17 protein-coding genes and 1 riboswitch are annotated in these 20,225 nt (G+C 71.8%); of the genes, 10 read left to right on the plus strand and 7 right to left on the minus strand.

What is annotated here, in order from left to right:
- The first annotated feature begins 378 nt into the window (after positions 1-378).
- Positions 379-2,229 (plus strand): arabinofuranosidase catalytic domain-containing protein, encoded by a 1,851-nt coding sequence (locus ACIQCJ_RS29205; RefSeq protein WP_402713025.1) that lies wholly within the window; start codon positions 379-381, stop codon positions 2,227-2,229.
- 66 nt (positions 2,230-2,295) lie between these two features.
- Here the strand turns inward: ACIQCJ_RS29205 and ACIQCJ_RS29210 are convergent, their stop codons facing one another.
- The gene (locus ACIQCJ_RS29210) at positions 2,296-3,549 is read right to left on the minus strand and encodes an MFS transporter (RefSeq protein WP_402713089.1); all 1,254 of its coding nucleotides are present in this window, start codon (positions 3,547-3,549) and stop codon (positions 2,296-2,298) included.
- Positions 3,550-4,269: 720 nt separating this feature from the next.
- On the opposite strand from ACIQCJ_RS29210, the gene ACIQCJ_RS29215 reads away from it, so the two are divergent.
- Both ACIQCJ_RS29215 and ACIQCJ_RS29220 read left to right on the plus strand, forming a co-directional pair.
- Positions 4,270-4,755, plus strand: coding sequence for a cation:proton antiporter regulatory subunit (locus ACIQCJ_RS29215; RefSeq protein ID WP_402713026.1), 486 nt, complete (start codon positions 4,270-4,272; stop codon positions 4,753-4,755).
- A gap of 6 nt (positions 4,756-4,761) precedes the next feature.
- Positions 4,762-6,078: a cation:proton antiporter gene (locus ACIQCJ_RS29220; protein ID WP_402713027.1), complete on the plus strand. Its 1,317-nt coding sequence runs from the start codon at positions 4,762-4,764 to the stop codon at positions 6,076-6,078.
- 33 nt (positions 6,079-6,111) lie between these two features.
- Here ACIQCJ_RS29220 and ACIQCJ_RS29225 read toward each other — a convergent pair whose 3' ends face one another.
- Positions 6,112-6,510 carry a metalloregulator ArsR/SmtB family transcription factor gene (locus ACIQCJ_RS29225; RefSeq protein ID WP_188283553.1) on the minus strand — a complete coding sequence of 133 codons (399 nt, stop codon included), beginning with the start codon at positions 6,508-6,510 and terminating at the stop codon, positions 6,112-6,114.
- Positions 6,511-6,655: 145 nt separating this feature from the next.
- Between ACIQCJ_RS29225 and ACIQCJ_RS29230 the strand changes: the two genes are divergently transcribed.
- Positions 6,656-7,426, plus strand: coding sequence for a hypothetical protein (locus ACIQCJ_RS29230; RefSeq protein WP_402713028.1), 771 nt, complete (start codon positions 6,656-6,658; stop codon positions 7,424-7,426).
- Between the two features lie 42 nt (positions 7,427-7,468).
- On the opposite strand, the gene ACIQCJ_RS29235 is transcribed toward ACIQCJ_RS29230, so the two are convergent.
- Positions 7,469-7,906 (minus strand): Sec-independent protein translocase TatB, encoded by a 438-nt coding sequence (locus ACIQCJ_RS29235; protein WP_402713029.1) that lies wholly within the window; start codon positions 7,904-7,906, stop codon positions 7,469-7,471.
- Between the two features lie 181 nt (positions 7,907-8,087).
- Between ACIQCJ_RS29235 and tatA the strand changes: the two genes are divergently transcribed.
- A complete protein-coding gene (tatA, locus tag ACIQCJ_RS29240) occupies positions 8,088-8,366 on the plus strand; it encodes a Sec-independent protein translocase subunit TatA (RefSeq protein WP_402713030.1) in 279 nt (92 codons plus the stop codon).
- Positions 8,367-8,428: 62 nt separating this feature from the next.
- On the opposite strand, the gene ACIQCJ_RS29245 is transcribed toward tatA, so the two are convergent.
- A complete protein-coding gene (locus tag ACIQCJ_RS29245) occupies positions 8,429-8,680 on the minus strand; it encodes a hypothetical protein (RefSeq protein WP_391048328.1) in 252 nt (83 codons plus the stop codon).
- Positions 8,681-8,886: 206 nt separating this feature from the next.
- Here ACIQCJ_RS29245 and ACIQCJ_RS29250 point away from each other — a divergent pair, with 206 nt between their 5' ends.
- The 5 genes from ACIQCJ_RS29250 to ACIQCJ_RS29270 all read left to right on the plus strand — a co-directional run bounded on the left by ACIQCJ_RS29250 (position 8,887) and on the right by ACIQCJ_RS29270 (position 15,764).
- On the plus strand, positions 8,887-10,545 hold the full coding sequence (locus ACIQCJ_RS29250) for an LCP family protein (RefSeq protein ID WP_402713031.1): 1,659 nt from the start codon (positions 8,887-8,889) through the stop codon (positions 10,543-10,545).
- 152 nt (positions 10,546-10,697) lie between these two features.
- Complete coding sequence (locus tag ACIQCJ_RS29255) at positions 10,698-11,273, plus strand: TerD family protein (protein WP_188283548.1); 576 nt, start codon at positions 10,698-10,700, stop codon at positions 11,271-11,273.
- Positions 11,274-11,469: 196 nt separating this feature from the next.
- On the plus strand, positions 11,470-12,315 hold the full coding sequence (locus ACIQCJ_RS29260) for an undecaprenyl-diphosphate phosphatase (RefSeq protein ID WP_402713032.1): 846 nt from the start codon (positions 11,470-11,472) through the stop codon (positions 12,313-12,315).
- Positions 12,316-12,474: 159 nt separating this feature from the next.
- A riboswitch (cobalamin riboswitch) is annotated at positions 12,475-12,678 on the plus strand.
- 164 nt (positions 12,679-12,842) lie between these two features.
- The gene (gene metE, locus ACIQCJ_RS29265; RefSeq protein ID WP_402713033.1) at positions 12,843-15,152 is read left to right on the plus strand and encodes a 5-methyltetrahydropteroyltriglutamate--homocysteine S-methyltransferase; all 2,310 of its coding nucleotides are present in this window, start codon (positions 12,843-12,845) and stop codon (positions 15,150-15,152) included.
- Positions 15,153-15,410: 258 nt separating this feature from the next.
- Positions 15,411-15,764, plus strand: coding sequence for a hypothetical protein (locus ACIQCJ_RS29270; protein ID WP_401721043.1), 354 nt, complete (start codon positions 15,411-15,413; stop codon positions 15,762-15,764).
- A 36-nt stretch (positions 15,765-15,800) separates the two neighbouring features.
- On the opposite strand, the gene ACIQCJ_RS29275 is transcribed toward ACIQCJ_RS29270, so the two are convergent.
- The 3 genes from ACIQCJ_RS29275 to ACIQCJ_RS29285 form a co-directional block, all read right to left on the minus strand.
- On the minus strand, positions 15,801-16,898 hold the full coding sequence (locus ACIQCJ_RS29275) for a Gfo/Idh/MocA family protein (RefSeq protein WP_402713034.1): 1,098 nt from the start codon (positions 16,896-16,898) through the stop codon (positions 15,801-15,803).
- Entirely contained in the window at positions 16,895-17,773 is an 879-nt protein-coding gene (locus tag ACIQCJ_RS29280) for an alpha/beta hydrolase (RefSeq protein ID WP_402713035.1), read from the minus strand. Before ACIQCJ_RS29280 ends, ACIQCJ_RS29275 begins: the two co-directional genes overlap by 4 nt.
- A gap of 138 nt (positions 17,774-17,911) precedes the next feature.
- Positions 17,912-20,146, minus strand: a complete 2,235-nt coding sequence (locus tag ACIQCJ_RS29285; RefSeq protein ID WP_402713036.1) for a hypothetical protein — start codon at positions 20,144-20,146, stop codon at positions 17,912-17,914.
- Positions 20,147-20,225: the final 79 nt, after the last annotated feature.

Consider the following 20,225-nt stretch of genomic DNA (forward strand, 5'->3'; position numbering starts at 1 on the left):
GCCCCGACGGCGCGCAGGAAGTCACGGCGATTGAACGGTGTCATCTGTCATGTCCCCTTTCGCTCATGGCGCGGGAACTCTCGCAGCGGCGTGTTACACCACGTCAGTTGACTTGTGTCACAGAGGTAATGCACTCCTCGCCGGGCCACAGATTCGGACAGGTCGTGCCCGGCCGAAGCCAAAGAAAGCAACAAATATTGACGGGGTCGAACAGGGGGCGTACTTTCCGAGCCGGTCGACCCCGCGTGTTCTTCACGTCCCTCCCGCACCCGTCACGTCCCCCAGGCGTTCGATCCGGGCCCCCACGCCCGGCTCGGGCCGCCCGTCCCCGCAGGCACCGCTCGTCTCCGCTCCACCCCCCACCCCAAGGAGCACCGCATGCGCAAAAGGAGATACACCGCCCGCTGGAAAGCCCTGCTGACCTCGGTCGTGGCCACTCTCGGCCTGGTCTTCAGCGCCTTCATCAGCCTGCCGGGCACCGCGCAGGCCGCCGGTTCGCTGCCCTGTGACCTCTACGGCGCGGCGAGCACCCCCTGCGTCGCCGCGCACAGCACCACCCGCGCCCTGTTCTCCGCGTACAACGGCCCGCTGTACCAGGTCACGCGCGCCTCGGACGGCGGCAGGGCCGACATCGGGCTGCTGGCCGCGGGCGGTTACGCCAACGCCGAGCAGCAGGACATCTTCTGTGCCAACACCACCTGCCGCATCTCCAAGGTCTACGACCAGACCTCGCGCCACAACGACCTGCTGCCGGGCCCCGCGGGCACGGCAGGCGGCGTGGACCGAGGGGCGGACGCGAGCGAGATCGCGGTGCGCGCGGGCGGCCACAAGGTGTACGGCATCTGGATCTCGCCGGGCGTCGGCTACCGCTACACCGGCGCGGCCTCCGGCGTCCCCGTCAACGGCCAGCCCGAGGGCGTCTACATGGTCGCCAGCGGCACCCACGTCGGCTCCGACTGCTGCTTCGACTACGGCAACGCCGAGAGCACGCCGTCCGACACCGGCAACGGCCACATGGACGCCGTGAGCATCGCCACCACCTGCTACTTCGCGCCGTGCAACGGCTCGGGCCCCTGGGTCGAGGCCGACATGGAGAACGGCATGTTCCAGGGCGACAACGGCTCCAACACGGCCAACGCGGGCAACAAGAGCGCCTACGTCACGGCGGTGCTGAAGAACAACGGGCAGACGACGTACGCCATCAAGGGCGGCGACTCCCAATCGGGGGGCCTGTCGACCTGGTGGAACGGGTCGCTGCCGACACGGGGCGGCTACAAACCGATGCACCAGGAGGGCGGCATCATCCTGGGCACCGGCGGTGACAACAGCAACCGCAACATGGGCACCTTCTTCGAGGGCGTGATGGTCGCCGGTTATCCGACCGACGCCGCCGAGAACGCCGTCCAGGCGAACATCGTCTCCGTCGGCTACTCGGGCCAGACCAATGTGCCCAACGGCCCGCAGGGCACGATCACCGGCCCCGGCGGCAAGTGCGTGGACGTCGCCGCCGACGACACCGGGGTCAACGGCGCGGCCGTGCAGCTCTGGGACTGCCAGACGTACGCCGAGGACCAGCACTGGACGCACAACGCCGACAACTCGCTGAGCACGATCGGCCGTTGCCTGGACATCAACGGCAACGGCACGGCGAACAACACGCAGGTCGAGCTGTGGGACTGCAACGGCGTCGGCGGCCAGAAGTGGATCCAGCGCTCCGACGGCTCGCTGTTCAACCCGCAGTCGGGGCGCTGCCTCGACTCGCCGAGCGCCGCCACCGGGAACGGCACCCGGCTCCAGATCTACGACTGCAACGGCAGCGCCGCGCAGAAATTCGCCGTCAAGGGCGGCGCCCCGGTGCCCGCGCCCGCCGGGAAGTGCGTGGACGTCGCCGCCGACGACACGGGCGTCAACGGCACCGCCGTGCAGCTCTGGGACTGTCAGTCCTGGGCCGCCGACCAGCACTGGTACCACAACGCCAACGGCTCGCTGAGCACGATCGGCCGTTGCCTGGACATCAACGGCAACGGCACGGCGAACAACACGCAGGTCGAGCTGTGGGACTGCAACGGCGTCGGCGGCCAGGTCTGGCAGCAGCAGGCCGACGGCTCGCTGTTCAACCCGCAGTCGGGGCGCTGCCTCGACTCGCCGAGCGGCGCCACCGGGAACGGCACCCGGCTCCAGATCTACGACTGCAACGGCAGCGCCGCGCAGAAGTTCACCCTCAACTGACAGAGCGCGCAACGCACGTGTGACCGAGGTGGCGCGGGCCCGGTGCCCGCGCCACCTCCGTCGCGCTCACGTCCGGGCCGACGCGTCCGCCGCTCCGCGGACGGGGAGCGTACGGCCCAGCCGGGCGAGCGGGGACAGGGAGATCACCAGCGGGGAGAGCAGCATGCCCGCCGCCGCCACCAGGAAGCCGGTGCGCAGACCGCACTGCGCCGCGAGGAGACCGCCGAGCAGCGAGCCGAGCGGGGCCGTCCCCATGCCGACGAAGCCGATCGTCGCCGCCGCGCGGCCCTGCATCCCGTCCGGAGTGACGGTCTGCCGCACCGCCATCAGCGTCACACTGACCAGCTGACCGCACGCGCCGAACGTCAGGTTGACCGCCACGAGCGCCGGAACGGTCAGCGCGCCGCCGCCGTGCAGCGCGGGTACGCCGATCATCACGCTGTCGCCGAGCACGGCCGCGCACGCGAGCACCGGGCCGTGGCCGAACCGGCCCGGCAGCCGGGCCGCCAGCAGCGAACCCACCAGCGCGCCGGGCCCCGTCGCCGCGAGCACCAGCCCGACGACAGCGCCCGACAGGCCCAACTCCCTGGGCAGGAACAGCAGATAGACGGTCATCGTCGCCGCGAAGGCGCACTGGAAGGCGGCGGAGGCGAGGCACACCGCCCGCAACGACGGTTCACCGACGACGAATCCGACCCCCTCGCGAATCCGCCGCCGGACAGCGGGCGTACGTCCCGAGCGCCGAGGCACCGCCTCGCCGCGCCGAATCCGCCGGATCGACACGAACGACAGCGCGAAGAACAGCGCGCTGGACGCGAGCGCGACCGCCGCCGACAGCAGCGACACCAGCACACCGCCGAGCGCCGGGCCGCCGATCTGCGCCGCCGACCTGCTGCCTTCGAGCGCGCTGTTGGCGCTGACCAGTTGGTCGCGGTCCAACAGCCGTACGACAGACGCCTGATACGCCACGTCGAAGAAGACCGACAGCGCCCCGACGCCGAACGCGGCCACCAGCAGCACCGGCAGACCGAGCCCGCCGAGCAGGCACGCCACGGCCACCGCCCCCAGCGCCAGCGCCCGCCCGCAGTCCGCCGCCACCATGACCGTACGGGTCCGCCATCCGTCCACCCACGCCCCGACGAACAGCGACAGCAGCGGTATCGGCGCCTGCCCCACCGCCCGCAGCACCCCGACCTCACCGCCGTCGGCGCCCAGCAGCAGCACCGCGATCAGCGGCAGGACCACCGCGCTCCCGTGCTCCCCGAGCTGCGAGACCGTCTGCCCCACCCATAACCAGCGGAAATCCCGGTCCCGCCACAGCCCTGGCGGTCCCGGCGGCCCCTGCGGCCCCTGCGACCCGGGCGTCTCCGGAGCCGCGGGCGGCTCGGCGGCCTTCGCGGGAACGCCTCCGTCGTCAGCGCGCGCCGGAACGGCCGACCACCCCTTCGTCTCCTCGGAACCGCTCAGTCATGGGCCCCGGGGACCCTAGCCCCCGGGCGGCGAAGGGCGCACCCGAATTGTTGGCGGGGCCGGCCGGACCCGGCGTACCGGCAGGTCGGGGCGCGTCGCGGCGGGCCGACCCGCCCTGTGACGCCCAGGTGAATTCCCGGCCATGAGAGATCCGCCTGGGGTGTTATATCCACTCATGTGGGATTTGCGGCATTTATTATGCGCTAGAGTCTTGACCAGCGCTTTACATATGTCGCAGAGGTGAGCCGAGGAGGATACGTCATGGAACGGGATGTCCTCGTCGTAGGCGCATCCGCGACCATGTCGGAAGTCCTCCCCACGGCATCGCCGTATTTTCCCCGGGTCGCGCGTGTCGAGAACGCGCCTCGGGACGCCGTACCTGATACGGACCCCCTTTCCGCGCCTTACTGCTGACAGCGTCCGGCTCCCACGCCGGGCGCTGTGGCAGGAGCGCTGCGGCACGCCACCGCATAACGCGCGTCGTCACCCGGCACAGAACTCTGCCGGGTGACGCGCATGCTGGCGTCCGCGACCGGCACTCACGCACCCGCGTCCCGATGGAGCACGTTCATGGAACCAACCGCCCGCGCCCGAAAGACCCCGCTGCCGGGAGTCGGGGCCCGCTATGACATGACGACCGAGTCCGGCCGCCACCTGTCGGTGGTCGTGCACCAGGACGCCAGGCGGTTCCTGGCGTTCCATGACCCCGAGGACGACGACGCCTGCAAGGACGCGACCGCGCTCGCGCCCCACGAGGCGACCGCGCTGGCCGACCTGCTGACCCCCGACCCCGTCGGCCACCTGCAACAACACCTTGAGATCGACCTGGTCACCGAACACATCACCGTGAGCAAACGCTCGCCGTACGCGGGCCGCACGCTCGGCGACACGCAGGTACGCACCCGTACCGGCGCCTCGATCGTCGCCGTGCTCCGCCGCACCTCCGCCGTGCCCTCGCCCACCCCCGACTTCCGCTTCGCCGTCGGCGACACCCTCGTGGTCGTCGGCACCCGCGAAGGCGTCGGCGCCGTCGCCGAACTGATCACAGGAGGATAGAAACCTGTGCACAACACGACCGACATGCTCATCGAACTCGGAGCGATCATCCTCGCCCTGGGCATCCTCGGCCGCCTCGCGGGACGTGTCGGCTTCTCGCCGATCCCGCTCTACCTGCTCGCGGGACTCGCCTTCGGCAAAGGCGGACTGATCCCGCTCCAGGCCAGCGAGGAATTCGTCGCGACCGGCGCCGAGATCGGTGTCGTATTGCTGCTTCTCCTCCTGGGTCTGGAATACAGCGCCTCGGAACTCGTCACCAACCTCAAGACCCAATATCCGTCCGGCGCGGTCGACTTCGTCCTCAACGCATTGCCGGGCGCCGCCGCCGCGATCCTCCTCGGCTGGGGTCCGGTCGCGGCCGTCGCGCTGGCGGGCGTGACGTGGATCTCCTCGTCGGGTGTGATCGCGAAGGTCCTCGGGGACCTCGGCCGTCTCGGCAACCGTGAGACCCCGCTCATTCTGGGTGTGCTGGTCCTCGAAGACCTCTCGATGGCGGTCTATCTGCCGATCCTGAGCGCCCTGCTGGCGGGCGTGAGCCTGGCGGGCGGCACCCTCACTCTGCTGATCTCGCTCGGCACGGTCGGGATCGTCCTGTACGTGGCGCTGCGCCACGGGCGGCTGATCAGCCGCGCCGTCTCCTCCGACAATCCCGAGATGCTGCTGCTGGTCGTGCTCGGCCTGACGCTGCTGGTGGCCGGTGTCGCGCAACAGCTCCAGGTGTCCGCCGCCGTCGGCGCGTTCCTGGTCGGCATCGCGCTCTCCGGTGAGGTCGCCGAAGGCGCCCGCAATCTCCTGACCCCGCTGCGGGACCTGTTCGCGGCGGTCTTCTTCGTCTTCTTCGGCCTGAGCACCATCCCCGCCGACATCCCGCCGGTCCTGGTCCCCGCGCTGATCCTGGCCGTCGTCACGACCCTCACCAAGATCGCCACCGGCTGGTACGCGGCGCGCAGGGCCGGAATCCGGCCCGCCGGACGGTGGCGGGCGGGCGGCACGCTGGTCGCGCGCGGCGAGTTCTCCATCGTCATCGCCGGACTCGCGGTCGGTGTCGAGCCCCGGATCGGGCCGCTGGCCACCGCGTATGTGCTGATCCTGGTCGTCCTCGGCCCGCTCACCGCCCGCTGGACCGAGCCCATCGCCCGCAAACTCACCGAGGCCATCCGCCGCCCGGAACCCGCGCCCGCCGCTCCCGCGGTCGAGTTGGTCAAGGCGGTGGAGCCGGTCGAGTCGGTGGAGCCGGTGGAGCCGGTGGAGCCGGTGGAGCCGGTGGAGCCGGTCGAGATCGACGTGGACGCGGATGCCGATCCGGCGCCCAGCCGTTCGTGACCTCCGCGCGGCAGGGGGCCGGGGCGTGGCCTGTCAGGCCCCCAGCCCGCGGACGTCACGCGAGGGGGCGGAGCGGCGGTCGAGCTGACTGACCATCACCCGCACCACCGTCACGACATCGGGGTCGTCCACCAGATAGACCTGCCGTCGGCCCTCGCGCCGTGAGTGCACGAGCCCGGCGAGCTTGAGCTTGGCCAGGTGCTGGCTGACCGCGGGCAGGGTCGCGCCGACCCGCTCGGCCAGCCCCGTGACGTCGCAGTCGCCCTCGGACAGGATCCAGACGATCTGGAGTCGCATGGTCGACGCCAGCAAGCCGAAGGAAGCGGCGGCGTTCTGGAACAACTCCGGGCTGGGGTCGCCGAACTCCGCGGCAGACCTCGTCACGTGAACCTCCCTGACCGCAGCGGCTTTTCCGAGCACCAGAGTACGCATGCGGCGCCCGCGGTCCGCGCCGCTGGCATGATACTCTCAGTCAGTTGCGTAATTATGCAATCATGCAATTGGGAAGACTATCCTGATGCGTACGCGCGGGCAGACAAGGTGACGTGCCGCGCGTCGACACACCGGGGCGGGGATGATGGACAGCGCCAAGCGGCCGGACGACATCTACCGGGCTGACTTCGCCCAGGTTCTCGATCAGGCGCTGCGCGGCGAGCGCGTCCGGCTCGCGCTCCGCGCCCTGCCGGGCGCGCCCAACACCGAGCAGTTGCGGACGGCCGCCCTGGCCGACGCCGACGCCATCGGTGCCACCGCCGCGGCCGAGTACGAGCGGTACACCGGCCTGCGCGCGCACTCCCGTGGCCGGGTTCGCCCGGTCGTGCGCGCGGTCGGCGGCCCCGGCGTCCTCGCCACCCTGGCCGTCCTGGTCCCGATGCTGAGCGGTATCGCGGCGGCGATCTTCCTGGTGCTGGGGTACGGGATCAGGGCCGTCGCGAGCGGCGCGGGAATCAGCGCCCCGCTGATCGACATCGGCTTCCTGTGCGCGGCGGTCTTCGGCGTCAGCCTGCTGATCGGCCTGGCCGGACTGGCGCTGACCGCCCGGCGCGACGGCGCGGTCACGCGCGAGAGCCGGGACGTGACCGAGGCCCACGAGGCGTGGCGGCAGGCGTTGCTGGTGCGGGGCGTACTGCCGTATCTGCTCGACCGGTTGGCGCGCGAGGCGGGGGCCGCCGCTCCCCGCGCGGTCGGCCCGCCGCCGGTCGGCGTCGACCTGGTACGCCAACGGCCGCGCCTGGGCTACAGCAGCCCGGGCTTCAGCTCGGGCGACGGCGTGAGCCTGGTGCGACAGCGGCCCCGGCTCGGCTACAGCAGCCCCGGCTTCAGCAGCCCGAACGACGGCGAGCGGTGACAACGGCCTGACCCGCCAAGGCGCCCGGTCCCGGCGCCCGTCCTACGTGGCCTCGGTGTCGTACGCGACGGGCTGGTACGCGACCGGCTCGGACCCGTCGGCCGCCCGCGCGGCGACCCGCGCGGCGGACGGCTTCGTGAGGTCCACGCCGTCGCTGAGCGTCCGCGCCGCCTCGCGCAACTCCTCGGCCTCGCCGTCCAGTCGCAGGCTCTCGCGGATCTCGCGCAGGCCCAGCGCGTCGTCGTCGCCGAGCAGATTCTTGGCGATGAACGTCCGCGGGTTCAGGTCCTCGAATTCGAAGTCCTTGAACTCCGGGCCGAGTTCGCGCCGCACATCCTCCTTGGCGTCGTCGGCGAAGGAGCGCACCGCGCGGATGAGGTCTCTCGCCCGCGTGATCATGTCGGGCAGTTTGTCGCCGAAGACCAGTGTGGCCAGGACGAGCAGCGTCAGCAGCTTGAGCGGGCCGATGTCGAAGATCACCTTCGGTCACCTCCGAGAAGGGTGCGCGCACGGGCGGGGACGGTCCGGACGGGGGCCCGTGCGGGCATTGCGCCTCGGTACCGCTACTCTCATAATTGCGCAATGTAGCAACTGTTGGGGTCCGGGCGGCACATCGCCGTCCGGCAACGGCGGACCGACGCATGTGGAAGCGGAGACGTTGATGCTCAGAAACGGACTGGAGCCCTGGCACCTGCTGGTGGTGGCGCTCGTGGTCATCGTGCTGTTCGGCTCCAAGCGGCTGCCGGACTCCGCGCGGGCGCTGGGCAAGTCGCTCCGCATCCTCAAGGGCGAGACCAAGGCGTTGAAGGACGACCCCGGTCCTGGCACGGCGACGGCCGGGACGAGCGCGGACCCCGCGGTCCGTACGGTCAAGTCCGCGCCCGGCGAGACCGTCGGCGCGCGCCCTGTGCGCGAACCCGAACGCGCGCCGCGGGACTGACTGACCTCCCTCCCGCGGCGTGCCGCGGGCCCGCGTGATCCGGGGCGCGGGCCCGTACGACATCAGGGGCTGGCGTGGTCCCAGCCGTAGCGCAGTGGCTGACCGTGCTTGAGGCGGTAGACGTACAGCGCCTCGACGCGCAGCCCCCGCCCGTCGCCGTCGGCCTCGTCCTCCGCCTGGCATCCGGATGTGACTTGGAGCACGCGGGGCGGGCCTGTCACCCGTACCCGCATGCCGTCCGCCGGGCCTCCGTCGAGATGCGCCCACTCCCAGGCCACAGGTGTCCTTCCGGTTCGTCGTAGCGTTTCTGGCATAGCAGACACTTTAAAGGTTGCGTAAACCAGGAACTGTGTCCGGTGGGGAGGCCGGCCGCGGGTGCGACGCTCACGGATACCCCACAGAGCCATGATTTACCCTTGCCGCGTTGCGCAACCATGAAGCCTTGGGTGAAGCGCCGCTTCACCCGCCGAATCCGGCCGCACCACCCCACGGGGGCCGCCCGGGAGAGGGAGCACGGGAGATGACCGAGCCCTGGAGCGGCCGGGCCGCGGCGCGGGCGGCCGCTCGCGCCGAGAGCGGGCGGTCCCGGTCGTCGGGCCGCGGGGGCAGGCGCGCCAGGCAGGCCGGCCGGGGCCGGCGGTTCCTGAAGATCGGCGGCATATCCCTGGCCGTGCTCCTGCTGGTCACCGCGGGCGGCGGCTACTGGCTCTACCAGCACCTCAACGGCAACATCACCAGCGTGTCCCTGACCGACGGCGCGGGCAAGGACAGCGCGGGCCAGGAGAAGGCGGACGCCTTCGGGCGCACGCCGATCAACATCCTGGTGATGGGCAGCGACGGCCGGACCACCGAGGCCGACTGCAAACTGGGCGGCGGCTGCGCCAAGACCGGCGTCCAGACCGGGGGCAACGCCGATGTCGAGATGGTCGTGCACATCTCCGCCGACCGCTCCAACGCCACCGTGATGAGCATCCCGCGCGACACCCTCACCGACGTGCCCGCCTGCGAGAATCCCAAGACCGGCGCGTCCACCCCCGGCTACCACGGCATGATCAACAGCGCCCTGACGTACGGCCAGGCGTGCCAGGTGGCCACCGTCCACAAGTTGACCGGAATTCCGATCGACCACTTCATCCAGGTCGACTTCTCCGGCGTCGTCAGCATGTCCGACGCCGTGGGCGGGGTATCGGTCTGTGTGGACGCCGACGTGTACGACACCTACTCGCATCTGAAGCTCTCCCGGGGCACCCACACCCTCAAGGGCGTCGGGGCGCTGGAATTCCTCCGCTCGCGGCACGGCTTCGGCGACGGCAGCGACCTCGGCCGTACGTACGCGCAGCACATCTATCTCAGCGCGCTGATCCGCAAGTTCAAGAGCGCGGGCACCCTCACCAACCCGGCGGCCGTCTACAAGCTCGCCAACGCGGCGACCAAGGCGCTGACCGTCGACACCGGCCTCGGCAGCATCAGCAAGCTGGTCGGCCTGGCCTCCGACCTCGACAAGGTCCCGTCCAAGCGGATCACCTTCACCACCATGCAGACCGGGCCCGACCCGACCGACCCCAACCGGGTGGTGGTCGGATCCGGCGCGAAGACGCTGTTCGCCACCATCGCCAACGACCAGTCGCTGACCACCGCCTCGGGCGGCACGTCCGCCGCGGCCTCGGCGACCGCGTCGGCGAGCCCGACCGCGACGTCCGTCCCCGCCTCGGCGATCACCGTGCGGGTGCGCAACGGCACCGGCATCGGGGGCCGCGCGTCCGAGATCGTCGACACCCTGACCGGCAAGGGCTTCAACCCGGCCACCGCGGGCGGCAACGCCCCGGCGCCCGCCGCCACCACGACCCTGACCTACGGCCCCGGCCAGCGGTCCGAGGCGGGGACCGTCGCCCGTACGCTCGGCATCGCGACGTCCCACCTCAAGGAGGGCGCCGTCGCCGGGCTCACCCTCGTGATCGGGGCGGACTGGCCGAGCGGCACCACCTTCCCCGGCGGGAAGTCCTCCGCGCCGCCCGCCGACACCAAGGTGGCGCTGGGCAACTCCCACGCCCAGACCGCCGACGACTCCGACACCTGCGCCAAGGTCAGCCGCTACCGGACCGTGCAGATCAACCGGGTCCCGATGACGCCGACCCAGGCGTACGCCGCCGCCCGTTCCAAGCCCGACTCGGACGACTGACCCGCGCACACACCCGTAACGCTTAAGCTGTTACGCAATCGAGGAACTGTCGTGGCGCGCACGCCGTTGACCTGGCAGACGCGCGCGGACGACGACATACCGGCGATCGACAACCGACTACCGACAACCCCCAAGCAACCGGAGGTAATTTCGTGGGCGTGACTCTGTCCAAGGGCGGCAATGTCTCTTTGAGCAAGGAAGCTCCCGGACTCACCGCGGTCACCGTCGGCCTGGGGTGGGACGTACGGACCACCACGGGCGCCGACTACGACCTGGACGCGTCCGCGCTGCTGTGCGACGTGGGCGGGAAGGTCCTCAGCGACCAGCACTTCGTGTTCTTCAACAACCTCGGCAGCCCCGACGGCTCCGTGGTGCACAGCGGCGACAATCTGACCGGTGGCGGCGACGGCGACGACGAGCAGATCAAGGTCAGCCTCGCCACCGTGCCCCCGCAGGTCGACAAGGTCGTCTTCCCCGTGTCGATCTACGACGCCGAGAAGCGCGGCCAGAGCTTCGGCCAGGTGCGCAACGCGTTCATCCGGATCGTGAACCAGGCCGACGGGCGGGAGCTGGCCAGGTACGACCTGACCGAGGACGCCTCCACCGAGACGGCTATGGTCTTCGGAGAGCTGTACCGCAACGGCGCGGAGTGGAAGTTCCGCGCCATCGGCCAGGGGTACGCCTCGGGCCTGGCGGGCATCGCCACCGACTTCGGCGTCAACATCTGACGTGGGTGCCGGCGTCACCACCTCTGACGCCGACCGCCGCGTCGGCCGCTGACGTCCTCGGCCGGGGCCGGGGGGCCCCCCCCCCCCCCGCGGGGGCCCCCCCCCCCCCCCGGGGGGGCCCCCCCCGGCCCGGACTCCGCACGCCGTCGCCCGCTTCACCCACCCTCCCCTCGAACTCTCCCCGGAGCACCCCGCCGTGTCCTGGTTCACCGCCGCTGTCCTGGGCCTTGTGCAGGGTCTGACCGAATTCCTGCCGGTGTCGTCGAGCGCGCACATACGCGTGGTCTCCGTCCTCGCCGGATGGGACGACCCCGGAGCGGCCTTCACCGCGGTCACCCAACTGGGCACGGAGACCGCCGTGCTGATCTACTTCCGGCGCGACATCGCCACCATCGTCAAGGCGTGGACCGCGTCGCTGTTCCACCCCGAGCGCCGCAAGGACCACGACGCGCGGATGGGCTGGTTCGTGATCGTCGGTACGGTCCCGATCGCCGTCCTGGGCGCGGCATTCCAGCACACCATCGAGAACGGCCTGCGCGACCTGCGGATCACCGGCACCGTCCTGATCCTGTTCGGACTCGTCCTGGCGGTCGCCGACCGCACCCGCGCCGTGCGCCGCCCCAAGCCGATCACCGAGCTGACCTTCCGGCACTCCCTCTGGTACGGCCTGGCGCAGGCGCTCGCCCTGATCCCCGGCGTCTCCCGCTCCGGCGGCACCATCAGCGCCGGACTGTTCCTCGGCTACAGCCGCGAGGCCGCCGCGCGCTACTCGTTCCTGCTGGCCATCCCCGCCGTGCTGGCCTCCGGCGGCCTGGAGCTGTTCAAGCTCGGCAGCGGCCCGGCGCCCGCCTGGGGCCCGACGATGCTGGCGACGGTCATCGCCTTCGCGGTCGGCTACGCGGCCATCGCCTGGTTCCTGAAGTACATCTCCCACCGCAGCTTCACTCCGTTCGTGATCTACCGGGTGCTGCTCGGCGTGGTCATCATCGCGCTGGTGGCGACGGGCGCGGTCGCGGCGGGCGCGGGCGCCACCTCCGGCTAGAGCGCGCACCAGGCCAGGACCGGGACAGGGCTGGGCCAGGACCGGGCCAGGGCCGCGTCATGGCCGGCTCAGGGCTGGTTCAGGACCGGGGCCGCCGTCCGGAATGTGGTCCGACGTGACCGGAGCGTGGTCCGCGCTCTAGCCTGGCCGGTGCGACAGGTTCGCGTCCGTCAGCCAGGCGGTCGCGTCGTAAGAGGGAACCCGGTGCGAATCCGGGACTGCCCCGCAGCGGTGAGTGGGAACGACCGCCGTCATACGCACTGGGTCCGACGTACCGGACCTGGGAAGCGACGGTCAGTAGGTGTCCGCCTCAGGCGGACGTGCCCGCGAGTCCGAAGACCTGCCCGTCGCCCGTACGCGACCGTTCGCGTACGGATATCCCGGTGACCTCGTGGGCGGGTCGGCGTGCATATCGGACGGACCGGTGCCATTGCGGGGCACTGTGGGTCCGTCGGGTCTGTCACCTCCCTTTCGCGCTCGCGTCCCGTCGCCGGGAGGCCAGGAGTCATCTCGCGAAGGAGATTTCCGTGACAGCGAAGTCCGCAGCCGCGGCAGCACGGGCCACCGTGTACGGCTACCCCCGCCAGGGTGAGAACCGTGAACTGAAGAAGGCCGTCGAGGGCTACTGGAAGGGCCGCGTCACCGCCGACGCCCTCCGGCAGACCGCGGCTGACCTGCGCCGCTCGACCTGGCGGAAGCTGGCCGAGACGGGCGTCCACGAGGTGCCGACCGGCGACTTCTCGTACTACGACCACATGCTGGACACCAGTGTCATGGTCGGCGCCGTCCCCCCGAGGCACCGGTCGGCCGTCACCGCGGACGCGCTCGACGGCTACTTCGCGATGGCCCGCGGCACGCAGGAGGTGGCGCCACTGGAGATGACCAAGTGGTTCGACACGAACTACCACTACCTGGTCCCCGAACTGGGCCCCGACACCGTCTTCACCGCCGACTCCGCCAAGCAGGTCGCCGAGTTCAAGGAAGCCGCCGCGCTCGGCCACACCGCCCGGCCCGTCCTGGTCGGCCCGGTCACGTATCTGCTGCTCGCCAAGCCCGCCCCCGGCGTCGCCGCCGACTTCGAGCCGCTGACGCTGCTCGACCGGCTGCTGCCCGTCTACGCCGAAGTCCTCGCCGACCTGCGCGCCGCGGGCGCCACCTGGGCACAGCTCGACGAGCCCGCGCTCGTCCAGGACCGCACCCCGGCCGAACTGAACGCCGTCGCCCGCGCCTACCGCGACCTCGGCGGCCTCACCGACCGGCCGAAACTGCTGGTCGCCTCGTACTTCGACCGGCTCGGCGAGGCGCTGCCCGTCCTGGCCAAGGCCCCGGTCGAGGGCCTGGCGCTGGACTTCACCGACGCCGCCGCCGCGAATCTGGACGGCCTCGCCGCCGTCGGCGGACTGCCGGGCAAGCGGCTCGTCGCGGGCGTCGTCAACGGCCGCAACATCTGGATCAACGACTACGAGAAGTCGCTGGCCACCCTCGCCACCCTCCTCGGCTTCGCCGACCGCGTCGACGTGGCCGCGTCCTGCTCGCTGCTGCACGTCCCGCTCGACACCGCGCCCGAACGCGACATCGACCCCCGGATTCTGGGCTGGCTCGCCTTCGCCGCGCAGAAGACAAGCGAGATCGTGACGCTCGCCAAGGGCCTGGCCGAGGGCACCGACACCATCGCCGCCGAGATCGCCGCCAACCGCGCCGCCCTCGCCTCCCGCGCCGCCTCCCCGATCACCCGCGACCCGGCCGTACGCGCCAGGAGCGCGGCCGTCACCGACGCCGACGGGCGCCGCTCCCAGCCGTACACCGAGCGCGCCGCCGCCCAGCGCGCCCGGCTCGGCCTGCCGCTGCTGCCGACCACCACCATCGGCTCGTTCCCGCAGACCGACGACCTGCGCGCCGCCCGCGCCGACCTGCGGGCCGGCCGGATCGACACCGCGGGGTACGAGGAGCGGATCAGGGCCGAGATCGGCGAGGTCGTCTCCTTCCAGGAGAAGACCGGCCTCGACGTGCTCGTGCACGGCGAACCCGAACGCAACGACATGGTGCAGTACTTCGCCGAGCAGCTCACCGGCTACCTCGCCACCCGGCACGGCTGGGTGCAGTCCTACGGCACCCGGTACGTGCGCCCGCCGGTCCTGGCCGGGGACATCTCCCGGCCGGAGCCGATGACGGTGCGCTGGACGTCGTACGCCCAGTCGCTCACCGACCGCCCGGTCAAGGGCATGCTCACCGGTCCCGTCACCATGCTGGCCTGGTCCTTCGTCCGCGACGACCAGCCGCTCGGCGACACCGCGCGGCAGGTCGCGCTCGCCCTGCGCGACGAGGTCACCGACCTCGAGGCCGCGGGCACCTGCGTGATCCAGGTCGACGAGCCCGCGCTGCGCGAGACCCTGCCGCTGCGCGCCGCCGACCGGCCCGCGTACCTGGACTGGGCCACCGAGGCGTTCCGGCTCACCACCGGCGCCGTCGCTCCCGGCACCCAGATCCACACCCACATGTGCTACGCCGAGTTCGGCGACATCGTCCAGGCCATCGACGACCTCGACGCCGACGTCATCAGCCTGGAGGCCGCCCGCTCCCACATGCAGGTCGCCACCGAACTGGCCGCGCACGGCTACCCGCGCGAGGCGGGACCCGGCGTGTACGACATCCACTCGCCGCGGGTGCCCGACGCGGCGGAGGCGGCCTCGCTGCTGCGCGAGGGCCTGCTCGCCATCCCCGCCGAGCGGCTGTGGGTCAACCCCGACTGCGGCCTGAAGACCCGCGGCTGGCCCGAGACGAAGGCGTCGCTGGAGAATCTGGTGGCGGCGGCCCGTACGGTGCGCGCCGAGCTGTGAGGCTCCGGCCGACGGCCGCGTGACGCGGCCGGGACGGCCGGGAGGGACGCGCGGAGCCTTCGCCGTCTCTCCCGGCCGGGCGCGCCGCCGCCTGTCCCGGCTCGACGCGGTGTGCGTACGGCGCGTGTGGCGTATGCGACGCGTACGGCCCGTATGGCCCCTACGGCCCGTATGGCGAGACCCTCCCGGCTCCCCGCGCGCACGCCGGGCCTACAGTCATGTGCGGTGGTGGTTCTCGTCGGCGGGGGGAGTACGGCGATGCGCGGCGCGACATGGGGATGGCGGACCGTCCAGGGCCTGTACATGGCGGTCGTGGCCGTCCTGGCGGTGCTCGGCGCCGTCACCGGGACGAGCCTTCCGTACCTGCTGGCCGTGGCCGTGACCCTGCCCTTCGGGATGGCGGCACTGGTCCTCGTCTACGGCGGCTACGCGCTGCTCAAGGGGGTCGGCGGGCTGTGGGCGTCCACCACGAACGCCGACGGCGACGATGCCGCCTGGCTCAGCGCGGGCAGCGCGACGCTCAACGTCGTCCTCCTGATCGCCGCGGCCCTCGCCAACGTCCTGCTCCTCGAGTACCTGCGCCGCCGGAGCCCGCGCACCGCCCGGCGGTGAGGGCGCGGCGCTCGGGCCGGGGGAGCGCGGGAGCCGTCAGGGAGAGGGCGGGGCACCCCACCAGGACCGGTGGAAGGGGTCGTCGGCGCCGATCGAGCCCCGCGGGACCGGGCGGCCGGTCGCGGCCGACTTGTAGAGGGCGGTGACGAATTCGGTGGTGCGGCGCGCGTCGGCCGCCGTGTGCTCGGGCGGCTCGCCCCGCCGCATCCGCGCGACCAGGTCCGCGAGCTGCGGCGCCTGGTGCGCGGGCACCTCGGCGCCGATGGTGTCCCAGCCGGGCGTGGACGGCGGCCGGTCGGGCGCGGGGGTGAACGTCCAGTGCTCGTTGCCGTACGCGTACAGGTGGCGCAGCTCCGTACTGGCCCGCGCGCAGTCGATCCGCAGATACGACTCCTGGCGCGCCGACACGACGCTGTTCACGATCGACGCCTGCGCGCCGGAGGCGAAGGCGACATGGGCGAGGGACACGTCCTCCGTCTCGATGTCCCGGTCGACCGTCGCGATCCGCGCGCTCACCTCCGCCCAGTCGGGCATCAGCCACAGCATCAGGTCCATGGCGTGGATGCCCTGCGTGACGGTGGCACCGCCCAGTTCGGTGGCGCGCCGACCGCGCCACGGGGCCGCGTAGTAATCCGCCCCCCGGTACCAGGTGGTCTGGCACAGCGCCAGCAGCGGCGGCCCGAGCACACCGTCGCGCAGCAGACCGCGTACGTGCGCGGCGCCCGACCCCGCCCGCCACTGGAAGACCGGCGCGCAGCAGCGGCCCGTCGCGCGCTCCGCGGCCAGAATCCGGTCGTGGTCGGCCAGCGAACCGCACAGCGGCTTCTCGCAGTAGACCCAGGCACCCGCCTCCAGCGCGGCCACCGTCAGATCGGTGTGGGTGAACGACGGGGAGCAGATCACCACCAGGTCGGGCCGTTCGACGGCCAGCAGTTCCAGCGCGTCGTCGTAACCGCGCGCGATGCCGTGCCGCGCCGCGAAGTCCGCGGCCCGCGCCGGGTCGGAGTCCGCGACCGCCACCAGGTCGAGCTGCCCGGACAGCGCCCGGATCGCGGGGACATGGGCGTCGTCGGCGATGCTGCCCGCGCCGATCAGCGCCGTACGGTAGGGAAGGTCTCCGGCCGGCCGGGTCATACGGTGCCCCCCTGGGCCGTCATGCCGCGCGCGAGCCACCGCGCGGTCACCGCGATCGCCTCGGGCTCGTGCTCGGGGGAGTGGAAACCGTGGCCGGCGCCGGGCAGCGGGTGGAATTCCCAGTGCGGGACCGTCGCCGCGACGTCACGGGCGATGTCGAAGGAGACGCAGTCGTCGCGGTCCCCGTGCAGGACGAGGGCGGGCGGGCCGCCCGCGGTGTAGGCGTCGATCGGCCGGTGGGCGGCCAGCTCCGCGAACAGCACCCGGCCCAGGGCGAACCGGCCGCCGATCAGCAGCTCCCCGTGCTCGGCGAGGCCCTTCAGCGGACCCGCTCCGAAGTTCGCCAGCCCCCAGGGGAGTTCGGGTTCGAGGAAGGTCCGGCGCAGGTCGAGCACGGGATTCCACAGCACCAGCCGGGCCAGCCGCCCGCCCAGCCAGGGCATCGACAGGCCGGTGGACACGGCGCCGAAGCTCGCCGCCACCACCGCCAGCGGACCGGGCAACTCCCGCTCGGCGTAGGCCGTGACGGCCGCCAGGTCCAGCATCTCCCCGGCGATCGTCACACCTTGCGGAGCGCCGCCGCTCTCCCCGTGCCCGCGGAAGCTGAACCGCAGCGCGGTCAGGCCCTGTTCGGCCAACCGCTGGGCGAGCCGTACGAACGCCCCGCCCTCGTCGAGATCCGCGGAGATTCCATGGACCAGGAGCACCGTGCCCTCGGGGCCTGTTCCGGACCTGGTCCCTGGCCTGTTCCCGGCCCCTGTTCCGGCCCCTGTTCCGGACTCTGTACCGGGGGCTCCGGACGCGGGGCGGTGCACGACGGCGTCCAGCTCGACGCCGTCGGATGCGACCACCCGCACCCGTTGTCCGTCCGTCACGGAAACTCCCTGTCTGCTCGATGTGTTGACGTCATCCCCACGGACCGACATGTGACGACGTGCAGCGGCTGGTACCGGCGCGCATCGGCGCGGACGGGCGGCACCCCTCCGGCCGCCCGTCCGCGCACCCGCGCGTCCCTACGGCGTCCAGCGGTACAGCAGCACCTTGTTGAACAGGTCGTCCTCGACCTGGACCAGATAGTCGCCGTTGGACCTGCGGGTCGCGGTGATGCCGTACGGCACGTCGACCCACCCCGTACGTTCCACGCCGCCGACGTTGGCGCCGGGCTGCCAGGTCCCGACCGGGCTGGCGTCGGCGGCCTTCCACACCCAGATCTGCCCGCGCGTCGCGATACCGGAGATGAAGATGTAGTCGCCCGCGAAGGCCAGACTCACCATGGTCACGATCGGGTTGGCGGCGGTGTCCCAGGGCAGCAGCAGCGTCCAGGTCGGGGTGCGGTTGCCGGTGCTCCACTTGTCGTAGCGCACCAGGACCTTGCCGCACTCCTTCCAGTGGGCGTTGTCGAAGACCTGGTCAGGGGTGTAGCCGACCATGTACATCACGTCGGCGGCCACGTCGTAGTGCAGACGGCGGACGACGCTGAACGGCGCGGGCAGCGCGATCGTCTCCCGGCTCGCGTACGTGTAGACCGGGTTGCCCTGCGCGTCGAAGCCCTGCAACGGGTAGCGGCGCAGGTCGCGGTCGCCGCCCTCCCAGATGTCGCCCCGGTCGTCGACGTACCAGACCCAGCAGTTGCCCGGGGAGTTGCTGCCGTCGCCCGGCTGGATGAACTCCCCGGCCTCGAACGCGCCGTTGCCGCTCAGGTCGCGCCAGATCCACTGACCAGAGGCGGGCTGGTTCGGCGGCCAGTTGGGGTCGTCGCCCGGATCGGCTCCCGACCAGTGCGCCTTGAAGATCGCCCCCGACGGCTTCGCGATCTCGCCCTGGAAGCGGTAGATGAGCAGGTGACCGCAGTACATGCCCGTCACGTACATGTACATCTGCCCGTTGAGCCGCTTCAGGAAGGGCGAGGTGGCGTGGTGGTGATGGCCGGGCAGGAACAGCCGCGCGTCTTGCGGGTAGTTGACCGAGTCGAGGGTGTAGCTGCGCCAGGTCGCGTCGGTGCCGGGCTGCCGCGCGTAGTTGACGGTGTAGTGATTCTGCTTGGTGTAGACCTCGACGCCGTCGGAGGCCGGGTCGAAGTCGGCGGAGTCCACGAAGGCGCTGCCCTGGAGCTGCCACACCACGGCCCCGGCCGCGGTGAACTTCCGCAGCCAGGTGCCGAATTCGTACATCGCGACATAGACGTTGCCCGCGGAGTCGCCGCCGACGCCGACGATGCCGAAGAACTTGTCCGCGGTGACCCGGCCCGGTGTCCCCGCGCCGATGCCGCCCGCCTGGCCGAGGCTGCGGGCCCGGGTGGGCGTACCGGACAGGCCGGTGTACGTGTGGACTTGGCGCAGCGGGCCGTTGTCGCCGACGAGGAGGTCGCCGTGGACGTCCACGGCGAGCGAGGTGGGCAGCCAGTCGGCGGAAGGGCCGCTGATCGTTCCGCCCAGCGCCGCGCCGGTGTTGGAGAAGTGCAGGATCTGCGCCGGATGCGCGGGGTCGGCGTGCCAGAAGTGGCCGTCGTTGGCGTCGCGCGTGACATTCGCGACCACCCAGATCTCGCCGTTGGCGCCGATCGCCACCGCGCCGGGCTTGTTGACGCTCCAACTGCGCAGCAGCGCACCGCTGGCGGCGTCGAAGACCTTGACGAGGTTGGCCGCCCGGTCGGTGGCGACCACCTGCGTCGCCGAGGCCGCGGCGGCGGCGGGCGAACTGCCCACGGCGTAGGTCAGCGAGGTGGCGGCGCCGTTCAGGCCGAAGCGCGTCAGGCCGTTGCCGACGCTGAGATAGACGTACGAGTCGTTGACCGCCACCGCGTCGCCGTTCGCGCCGTGGCAGTTCCCGATGAGATGGCCGTCCTTGTAGATGCCGGCGTAGTTCCCGCCCTCGTCCCAGAAGCTGACGGTGTAGACGGTGCCGTCCTTGGCGACGGCGATGTTGAAGACGAAGTCCTGCACCCACTCGGTGGCCCCGGAGAAGGTGTTCCCGGTCCAGGAAGTGACCACGTTCGGCAGGGTGTTGGTCGGGATCGCGGTGGCCACCGGGGGCGCGGCGAGCGGTCCTGACGCGCCGGTGGGCGCGGCGGGCGGCGGGGCGGCGGCCCGCGCCGCGGAGGTGACAGCGGCCGGAAGCGCCACGGCGGCTCCGGCGACGATCGCGGCGCTCCTGCCGTAGGCCAGCATCCGCCGGCGGGAGACGGCGCCGGTACCGCGCGGGGTGTGACGGGGTGCGGGGGGATTGTCTGCGGGTTCCTGCTCGCTCATGTTCGGGGACCTCCGTCGTGGGGCCGACACCTTCGAGCCGGTCTGGCGGTACACGAGTGACCGTTCACTTGACGGGAGG

The sequence above is a fragment of the Streptomyces sp. NPDC093221 genome (genome assembly GCF_044753885.1).
Taxonomy (GTDB): domain Bacteria; phylum Actinomycetota; class Actinomycetes; order Streptomycetales; family Streptomycetaceae; genus Actinacidiphila.